This is a genomic window from Acinetobacter sp. 22323, assembly GCF_052044895.1.
Lineage (GTDB): Bacteria > Pseudomonadota > Gammaproteobacteria > Pseudomonadales > Moraxellaceae > Acinetobacter > Acinetobacter schindleri.
Genome location: NZ_JBQEOL010000035.1, coordinates 1 through 9,115 on the forward strand (window position 1 = coordinate 1; position 9,115 = coordinate 9,115).

The following is a 9,115-nucleotide window of genomic DNA, read 5'->3' on the forward strand; positions in this document are numbered from 1 at the left end:
CACCTGATCCCTTCCCGAACTCAGAAGTGAAACCTCTTAGCGCTGATGGTAGTGTGGGGTTTCCCATGTGAGAGTAAGTCATCGCCAGCTCATTATTCTAAACACCCCCTGTCATTTGACAGGGGGTGTTTTTTTATGTAATTTTTTAATTTATTTCCAATTTTTAAAAGCAAATAAGATCATTTGATAAAAATAAGATACTAATTAATATTAATATTTAAAATAAATAGCTTAAATAGTGCATAAAAAATACAAGGAATTGTATGTAATTTAACAAATCTATGTTATAAAAAAATAAAGCGGCATAAAAATTGCTTAGAAAGCGCGGTTTGAATAATGAGGGGTAACAATGAAATTATCAGTGGGCTTAAAAGTTGCGAACTCGCTGTCATTAACTCCACAATTACAGCAAGCAATTCGATTATTGCAACTGTCGAGTCTGGAACTTGAACAGGAAATTCAGTTACAGCTAGATAGTAATCCTTTGCTGGAAAAAGTTGAAGAACAATCAAATTTAGAAAGTTTATCTACTTCTGAAGTTGAGCATGACCAAAAAGACTTAACCAATGAATTGAATGCAGATCATTTGCCTGATGATTTGCCTGTGGATACTGATTGGGATGATGTATATACCCATCAGCCCACTAGTTTAGGTGCAGCTGAATACGAAGAACGTGAGGATAATCGGCAGGGACATTTAAGTCTGCAGCAACATCTGATTGAACAGGTAAATCTGCTACATTTTTCTAAAATTGATAAGTTGATTGCGCATTGCATTATCGATTCTCTGGACGATAAGGGCTTTCTTGAAGTCCAAATTTCGGAAATTACCACCTCAGTTCAACACTTGTTACAAAGCATGGGCTATGAGGAGGAAATTGAAGATGATGAAGTCCTTGTAGTACTCAAACATATTCAACGATTAGAGCCTATTGGTGTCGGTTCGCGCAATTTGGCTGAATGCCTGATGGTTCAGCTGGATAATTTGCCAGTTTCCACACCTTGTCGTAATGATGCAATCAAGCTGCTACAGCATTATGAACTACTCATTACCAACGAATTACCTCGGCTAATTAAGCAAACTGGTTTGAATCCAGAGCAGTTACGCTGTGCAGTAGATTTACTTAAAACCTTAAAGCCACATCCTGGTCTGGAATTTGAAGATCGTGAATCTGATTATCAGGTGCCCGATGTTGTCGTGTTGAAAAAGAATGACTGCTGGCAAGTAATGTTGAATCCTGACGTGATGCCAAAACTACGTGTGAATTCGTTTTATGCCAATATGATTCGTCGTGCGGATCAAAGTGATGACAACCAGTATTTAAGAAATCAGATGCTGGAAGCCAAAAATTTCATTAAGAGTATCGATGAACGTCATAAGACTTTGTTAAAAGTAGCCACTTGTATTGTCGAACATCAAAAAGCTTTTTTAGAAATTGGTGCTGAAGGGATGAAACCTCTAGTATTACGTGATATTGCTGAAGAAGTGGAGCTCCATGAATCAACAGTTTCTCGGGTGACAACCAATAAATACATGCTGACACCGCGTGGTCTTTTTGAATTGAAATATTTCTTTTCCAGTCATGTCGGTACGACTTCGGGTGGGGAAGCATCTTCAACTGCGATTCGTGCCAAGATTAAGAAATTGATTTCTGAGGAAAATATACGTAAGCCGTTGTCGGATAATGCAATTGCCAATATGTTAAAAGAGGAAGGTATTGATGTAGCAAGACGTACAGTCGCTAAATATCGTGAATCGTTACATATTCCTTCATCTTCTGAACGAAAGGTCTTGATCTAAGTTTTAAAATCTGACTATTCTAGAGATTCATCATGACACTATGATGAATCTCTTTTTCTTTTGAGGAACCGTAAAATGATTTGATCCAATTTCTGAACTGTAACCTTGCATTGGTTATTGTCATCGAATCATTTGACTGTGACTCGTCTAATCCTAACGAAGTTGAGGGATAGAACTATGCAAATAACAATTCGTGGACATCATTTATCTATTACGCCAGCAATTGAAGATACTATAAAAACAAAGTTCCAGCAGATGACTAAACATCTGGATCAAGTGAACAGTATGCAGGTTAAACTTTCAAAAGATCATCAGATTGATAAGCGCTCTAAAAAAGGAAGCAGTAATCATATTGCGGAAGCGATTATCAGATTACCGGGAATCGAATTTTTTGCGCATGCCAATGCCGATGATATGTATACCTCGATCAAGCTTTTGACAGAAAAATTAAAAAAACAAATTGATCGATATCGAAAAATGAACCTGAATTATCAGCCATTGGCTTTATAATCGGGCAGAATGGAAAAAGAGGTTTTTAAAAGCCTCTTTTTTTATATATATAATGTATGTGACTAATGAATTATTTTTTTTATTTATAGTAAAATGATCCGTTTTACACCCTTAGTCCTATAAGAGGTCTTGTGATGAATAATGAACAGCTCGCTGAAATCTTAAAAGCCGCGTTCCCAGAGGCTGACATTGCTGTGAGTGGTCAGGGCGGCAAATATGATCTCCGTATTGTGGATGATCAATTCGATGGTAAGCGACCAGTTGCTCGACAACAAGCTGTTTATGCTCCTCTCAATTCTTATATCGCCAGTGGTGAAGTCCATGCCGTAACAATTCGCGCAATGACCAAAGAAGAATGGCGCAAAGCAAGCTTATTTGGAGCTTAATAGATTAATGGATAAATTTTTAATTCAGGGCGGCAATAAGCTCGAAGGTGAAGTGCGTATTTCCGGTGCGAAAAACGCAGCACTTCCACTACTGGCTGCAATGATTCTTGCAGATACTCCCATTACCTTGACCAATGTGCCTAATCTGAAAGATGTAAACACATTGGTTAAACTTATTGCCGGTCTCGGGATCACCATGAAATATGAAGGTGATACTGTGGTTGCGGATACTTCAACCCTGGATAACCAGTTTGCACCATATGAGTTAGTAAAAACTATGCGTGCATCCATTTTGGTGCTTGGTCCATTGCTGGCGCGCTACGGTAGTGCACAGGTGTCTTTACCTGGCGGTTGTGCGATTGGTTCTCGTCCTGTTGATCAGCATTTAAAAGCTTTGGAAGCGCTTGGTGCTGAAATTCAGGTGGAAGCTGGTTATGTCCATGCCAAAGTTGATGGTCGTCTGAAAGGTGGCGAAGTTGTCTTTGACATGGTGACTGTGGGTGGTACCGAAAATATTCTGATGGCGGCTGTGCTGGCAGATGGCGTAACGACAATCCGTAATGCAGCACGTGAACCTGAAATTACCGATCTTGCGCAAATGCTGATTAAAATGGGTGCCAAGATTGAAGGTTTAGACACAGATACGCTGATTGTCACTGGTGTTGAAAGCCTGCATGGCTGTGAATATGCTGTGGTTGCTGACCGTATTGAAACTGGTTCATATTTAGCTGCTGCTGCAATTACTGGTGGTAAAGTAAAAACAACGAATACAGATCCAAACCTGCTTGAATCAGTATTGGAAAAATTTGAAGAAATGGGTGCAGAAGTTACACGTGGTGACGACTGGATCGAACTGGATATGATGGGTAAACGCCCGAAAGCTGTCAGCTTCCGTACTTTGCCGCATCCAGAATTTCCAACAGATATGCAGGCGCAGCTAATGGCAGTGAATGCAATTGGCCGCGGTTTTGCGACAATTTCCGAAACGATTTTTGAAAACCGTTTCATGCATGTTCCTGAATTGGCTCGTATGGGGGCGAATATTCAGGTGGAAGGTAATGATGCTGTGGTGACAGGTGTGGAAAAACTTTCTGCAGCACCAGTGATGGCGACAGATTTACGTGCTTCATTCTCTTTGGTACTGGCAGCGCTTGCCGCTGAAGGGGAAACAGTGATTGACCGTATCTATCATATTGACCGCGGTTATGAAGATGTCGAAGCGAAGTTACAAGGTTTAGGCGCCCAAATTAAGCGAGTAAGTTAATGAGCGATATGAGAAACGATGATCCAAACTTTGACGTAATGGGCAATTTTGATCATGGTTTAACTTTAGCATTAAGTAAGGGCCGTATTTTAAAAGAAACTCTACCGTTACTTGAAACGGCAGGTATTAACCTGCTGGAAGACCCGGATAAGTCTCGAAAGCTAATTTTCCCGACAACCCATAAACACGTTCGTATTCTGATTTTACGTGCTTCTGATGTGCCAACCTATGTTGAAAATGGCGCAGCAGACATCGGTGTGGCAGGTAAAGATGTGTTGATGGAGCATGGCGCGCAAAATGTCTATGAGCCATTAGATCTAAAAATTGCCAACTGTAAACTGATGACAGCAGGCAAGGTTGGTATGGAACGTCCGAAAGGCCGTCTTAAAATTGCGACTAAGTATGTGAATTTAACCCGTCAATATTATGCAAGCCTAGGTGAGCAGGTTGATGTGATCAAGCTTTATGGTTCTATGGAACTTGCACCACTTGTAGGTCTAGGCGATTATATTGTTGATGTGGTCGATACAGGCAATACCCTTCGTGCCAATGGTCTTGAGCCATTGGAAGAAATTTGTAAAGTGTCGTCACGTCTGATTGTCAATAAAGCCAGCTTTAAGCGTAAACAAGCCTTGCTCAATCCAATTTTGGCACAGCTTGAACAAGCAGTTGAAGCACGTGAACAAGCGAAAAAAGCTTAATTTTTATTGTTCTAAAAGACCGTCTGCAAGGACGGTTTTTTTTATATTCAGAATTTGATAGAGAGTTTAGAGAAATCATCAATTTTGCCGAATGCTATTTCCAATAAAACTCATGCTCAAGAAAGTAGATAGATAACCACAAAGCCTGTTAAAACAGGTAAACTAATCTTTTCCATATCAACCTTGTGGGTAAATTGATGCGACGTTTATCGACTCAAGATCAAAACTTCAAGCAGGTATTTGCTGACTTGTTAGCTTTTGAAACAGTGAGTGATCCTGAACTTTTAAAAACCGTAGATCAAATCATTGCTGATGTGCGTCAGCATGGTGATGCTCATGTTCTTAAACTTACTCAGCAGTTCGATCGACATCCAGCGCATCAATTTTCAGATCTGGAACTGACTCAAGAACAATTGAAAGCTGCCTTTGATGGTTTAACAGTTGAAGTGCGTGAAGCTTTAGAACTCGCTGCCAACCGTGTACGTGAATTCCACCAAGCACAAAAGCAAGATGGCTGGACCTATGTCGATGCTTTAGGTAATACCTTAGGTCAAAAAGTCACACCACTTGATCGTGTGGGTATTTATGTACCGGGCGGTTTGGCATCGTATCCATCTTCAGTATTGATGAATGCAGTACCTGCCCATGTTGCAGGTGTACCTGAAATTATTATGGTGGTACCTGCGCCAAATGGTGACTTAAATCCATTGGTACTTGCAGCAGCATATTTGGCAGGCGTGACCCGTGTATTTACCATTGGTGGTGCGCAAGCGGTTGCAGCATTAGCCTATGGTACAGAAAGCATTCCATCTGTAGATAAAATCACAGGCCCGGGTAACCGTTTCGTTGCTGCGGCAAAACGTGCGGTATTTGGTCAAGTCGGTATCGATATGATTGCCGGACCTTCTGAAATTCTAGTGTATGCAGAAGGTGAAAATAATGCTGAGTGGCTGGCAATGGATTTATTGTCACAAGCTGAGCATGACACGGTTGCGCAAGCAGTATTCATTACACCTGATGAAGCGTTGTTGAATGCAGTTGGCGAATGGATTGAAAAACACTTAGAAGCTTTACCAAAAGCTGAGATCGCACGTACGTCTATCGAGAACCGTGGTGCACTGGTATTAGTGAAAGATCGTGCTGAAGGTGCTGAACTCATTAACCAAGTGGCACCAGAACACTTGATGCTGTGCTTAGATGAAGCACAGGAAATGGCGGAAGATATTCGTCATGCTGGTGCGATCTTCATGGGGCGTTATACACCTGAAGCGATTGGTGATTACTGTGCAGGGCCAAATCATGTCTTACCAACCTCAGGGACAGCACGTTTTTCATCACCACTGGGCGTATATGATTTCCAAAAACGTTCAAGTCTGATTATGTGCTCTGAACAAGGCGTGAAAACTTTAGCGAAAACTGCTGATATCTTGGCGCAAGAAGAAAATCTTGATGCACATGCACGTTCTGCACGTTATCGTTATCAATAAGATATTAAACAGAAATTTATTAAGAAATAAATTTTCCTCTCCCTTTGGGAGAGGTTAGGAGAGGGGGAATTGATACACCTCTCCCTAACCCTCTCCTAGCAGGAGAGGGAATTTTGAGAATTTAAAAATGAATATCACCACAGAACAAATGCGTTTTTGGAGTCCTGAAGTACGTGAGCTTGAGCCGTACACACCAGGTGAACAGCCTAAAATCCAAAATCTTTTAAAATTAAATACCAATGAAAACCCATATCCACCGTCACCAAAAGTGGTGGAAGCAGTGCAGAATGTCTTGGCAAATGGTGCGGATGTTTTACGTTTGTATCCTGACCCTGATGCCTCTGAACTGAAGCACGCGATTGCGAAACAGCAAAGTGTGCCAGTTGAGCAAGTCTTTGTCGGCAATGGTTCGGATGAAGTTTTAGCGCATATTTTCAAAGCATTCTTCGTTCAAGAATTGCCATTGCTCTATCCAGATATTACCTATAGTTTCTATCCTGTATACAGCCAATTCTTTGGTGTCGAAACCAAAGTATTGCCGCTCAATGATGATTTTGAAATTGTAGTCGATGACTATAAACAGCCAAATGGTGGCATCATTATTACCAATCCAAATGCACCAACCAGTATTGCACTGGGTTTATCTGCAATTGAAGAAGTGCTTCAAGCTAATCCAAATTCGGTTGTGGTGATTGACGAAGCCTATGTCGACTTTGGTGCAGAATCAGCGGTGGCGTTGGTTGAGAAATACGACAATTTGGTGGTCTGCCAAACCATGTCTAAGTCCCGCTCATTAGCAGGTCTACGGGTTGGTTTTGCGATTGCGCAGCCACATTTAATTGCAGCATTGGAAGCGGTTAAAAACAGCTTTAACTCTTATCCAATGGATCGTTTTGCCATTGCAGCAGCAGTAGCTTCCTTTGAAGACCAAGCTTACTTTGAAGCGCAAAATGCCAAAGTGATAGCGAGCCGTGAGAAATTGACAACACAGTTAAAAGAACTTAGATTTAAAGTTTTACCATCGGCTGCCAATTTCATTTTTGCATCATTCCCAAGCAAAGATGCAGGTGAGTTAGCATCTGAATTACGTGAACATGGTATTATCGTGCGCTATTTTAATAAGCCACGTATCAATCAGTTCTTACGTATTACTATTGGTACAGATGAGCAGAATCAACGTTTGATTGATACATTGAAAAATGAGATTTTGATTTAAGTGAATCTATCCCTTGCGGAGCAATGCTCATCAAGGGGTGAGATTCATAAAAAAACGACTCAATTGAGTCGTTTTTTTATTTATTCAGGTGTGTACCAAGTATTGAGTAGATTCAACATAGCTTCGACTTTATCAAAACATTCTTGGTATTCGGCATCGCAGTCTGATGAAATGGTAATCCCGCCACCAGCCCATAGTGACATCTCATTTTGGTATTTCTGTATTGAGCGGATCAGAATATTCCAGGAACCAGTTCCATCAAAATTAAAATACCCCATTGAGCCACAATATGCACCTCGTGGCGCATCTTCAAGTTCTTCAATAATCTGCATGGCACGGATTTTAGGTGCACCAGTAATAGATCCGCCAGGAAGGGCGGACATTAAAACATTAAATGGATTTACATCTTTTTTTAATGTAGCTTGTACCTCACTAACCATATGATGAACTTGATTAAAGCTTTCAATATTGAACAGCTTTGGTGTTTTAACTGAGCCAGTTTCCGCATAAACACTTAAATCATTACGTAATAAATCCACGATCATCACATTTTCAACTTGATCTTTCTCAGAATTTTTTAAGGTCTGTTTGGACTGCTCATCCAATATTGGATCTATATAACGCGGCATCGTGCCTTTGATCGGTTTGGTAATAATCCGTCGCTCAGATTGAAACTCAATAAACAGTTCTGGTGAACAACTTAACAGCTCAAACTCACCTACGCGTAAATAACCAGCATAAGGTGCATTGGTTAGCTGCCAAAATTGTTCTGCTGTAGCTAACACAGAGCCTTTAGCTTGTGCTGAAAATTCTTGAGTCAGGTTGATCTGATAACAATCACCAGCTTTGATATATTCCTGAACCTGACTGAAAGCCTCCTGATAAGCCGATTTATTCCAACGCGCTGTACATGGAGAAACTAAATTAAATTCAGACTTATCCTGGAATTGATCAAGTAAAGCCTGAATCTGCTGAAAAATATGTTTCGCTTGAGGATCACTACTTTTAAAAATCCATCCTTGAGGGTTGAGTTCTAAATAAGTAGAGAATTGCCCAATAAAAAGTGCTGGCTGCTGGCGCTGTCTATAATGAACTTGCTGCTGAGCTGCGTAGTCATAAGAAATGAATCCTACAAAGCCGCCATTAAATCTTGTAGAGTCCGAGGTTGATTTAGACGTGAAATTAATAGTTAAATCTGGCGCAACGACTTCATACTGATTAAAAGAAACAGCCTGATAAGTTTGTATAATATCATCCTGTATAACTGTATAACGTTCAGCACAGCAGGCAATAAATGGCGTACCGTTGTCATATAAATATACAGCATGATCCAGGGAGCGCAATGCTTCCAAAATGGCATGCGGGGAACTATTTGAAGCAGACAGGAGATGTTGAAAAGTTAGGCTATGCATTCAGTTTAAAGCATTCAAGAGACTGAGATGATTCTATCTCAATTATCAAGAAAAATGAGGTAGAACTTGTATATACCGTTTATCGGTGAATAACGAAATGCGACCAACAACAGTTGAACAAAAAATGACACGCAGCTAATTTAGGGGGGCGAGCAAATCACTCAAGGATTAATTGTTCGTGCTGTCGTAAAATAAAAATACATCATGGACAAAGAGTGATTCACAACGGCTTTGTTGCACAAACCTATCTGTAAAGGCTTTTTTAGCGATATAATTTTCAAATGAAGAAGCCTACACACAAAATCTACCGCACAACCAATTGGCCCGCATATAACCGA

At 40.5% G+C, this 9,115-nt stretch carries 8 protein-coding genes and 1 rRNA gene; 8 read left to right on the forward strand and 1 reads right to left on the reverse strand.

The features are described from left to right. The 8 genes from rrf to hisC all read left to right on the forward strand — a co-directional run. Positions 1-90: ribosomal RNA gene (gene rrf, locus ACTJIX_RS14540) — 5S ribosomal RNA — on the forward strand; the annotation flags it as partial. 259 nt (positions 91-349) lie between these two features. Then, entirely contained in the window at positions 350-1,801 is a 1,452-nt protein-coding gene (locus tag ACTJIX_RS14545; RefSeq protein WP_004891534.1) for an RNA polymerase factor sigma-54, read from the forward strand. Between the two features lie 177 nt (positions 1,802-1,978). Next, entirely contained in the window at positions 1,979-2,311 is a 333-nt protein-coding gene (gene hpf, locus ACTJIX_RS14550) for a ribosome hibernation-promoting factor, HPF/YfiA family (protein WP_004814456.1), read from the forward strand. Positions 2,312-2,445: 134 nt separating this feature from the next. Continuing rightward, positions 2,446-2,697 (forward strand): BolA family iron metabolism protein IbaG, encoded by a 252-nt coding sequence (ibaG, locus tag ACTJIX_RS14555; RefSeq protein WP_004814457.1) that lies wholly within the window; start codon positions 2,446-2,448, stop codon positions 2,695-2,697. Between the two features lie 7 nt (positions 2,698-2,704). Beyond that, on the forward strand, positions 2,705-3,961 hold the full coding sequence (murA, locus tag ACTJIX_RS14560) for a UDP-N-acetylglucosamine 1-carboxyvinyltransferase (protein ID WP_004814459.1): 1,257 nt from the start codon (positions 2,705-2,707) through the stop codon (positions 3,959-3,961). Continuing rightward, the gene (gene hisG / locus ACTJIX_RS14565; protein WP_004891537.1) at positions 3,961-4,662 is read left to right on the forward strand and encodes an ATP phosphoribosyltransferase; all 702 of its coding nucleotides are present in this window, start codon (positions 3,961-3,963) and stop codon (positions 4,660-4,662) included. Before murA ends, hisG begins: the two co-directional genes overlap by 1 nt. A gap of 185 nt (positions 4,663-4,847) precedes the next feature. Further along, complete coding sequence (gene hisD, locus ACTJIX_RS14570) at positions 4,848-6,149, forward strand: histidinol dehydrogenase (RefSeq protein ID WP_026056791.1); 1,302 nt, start codon at positions 4,848-4,850, stop codon at positions 6,147-6,149. Positions 6,150-6,276: 127 nt separating this feature from the next. Further along, positions 6,277-7,365 carry a histidinol-phosphate transaminase gene (gene hisC / locus ACTJIX_RS14575; protein WP_004891542.1) on the forward strand — a complete coding sequence of 363 codons (1,089 nt, stop codon included), beginning with the start codon at positions 6,277-6,279 and terminating at the stop codon, positions 7,363-7,365. An 80-nt stretch (positions 7,366-7,445) separates the two neighbouring features. Here the strand turns inward: hisC and pabB are convergent, their stop codons facing one another. Next, positions 7,446-8,777 (reverse strand): aminodeoxychorismate synthase component I, encoded by a 1,332-nt coding sequence (gene pabB, locus ACTJIX_RS14580; protein WP_004891544.1) that lies wholly within the window; start codon positions 8,775-8,777, stop codon positions 7,446-7,448. Positions 8,778-9,115 lie beyond the last annotated feature (338 nt).

Excerpts from the sequence above, each read along its gene's own strand:
- ACTJIX_RS14545 (WP_004891534.1), top strand. The coding sequence starts at position 350 with ATGAAATTATCAGTGGGCTTAAAAGTTGCGAACTCGCTGTCATTAACT.
- hpf (WP_004814456.1), top strand. The coding sequence starts at position 1,979 with ATGCAAATAACAATTCGTGGACATCATTTATCTATTACGCCAGCAATT.
- ibaG (WP_004814457.1), top strand. The coding sequence starts at position 2,446 with ATGAATAATGAACAGCTCGCTGAAATCTTAAAAGCCGCGTTCCCAGAG.
- murA (WP_004814459.1), top strand. The coding sequence starts at position 2,705 with ATGGATAAATTTTTAATTCAGGGCGGCAATAAGCTCGAAGGTGAAGTG.
- hisG (WP_004891537.1), top strand. The coding sequence starts at position 3,961 with ATGAGCGATATGAGAAACGATGATCCAAACTTTGACGTAATGGGCAAT.
- hisC (WP_004891542.1), top strand. The coding sequence starts at position 6,277 with ATGAATATCACCACAGAACAAATGCGTTTTTGGAGTCCTGAAGTACGT.
- pabB (WP_004891544.1), bottom strand. The coding sequence starts at position 8,777 with ATGCATAGCCTAACTTTTCAACATCTCCTGTCTGCTTCAAATAGTTCC.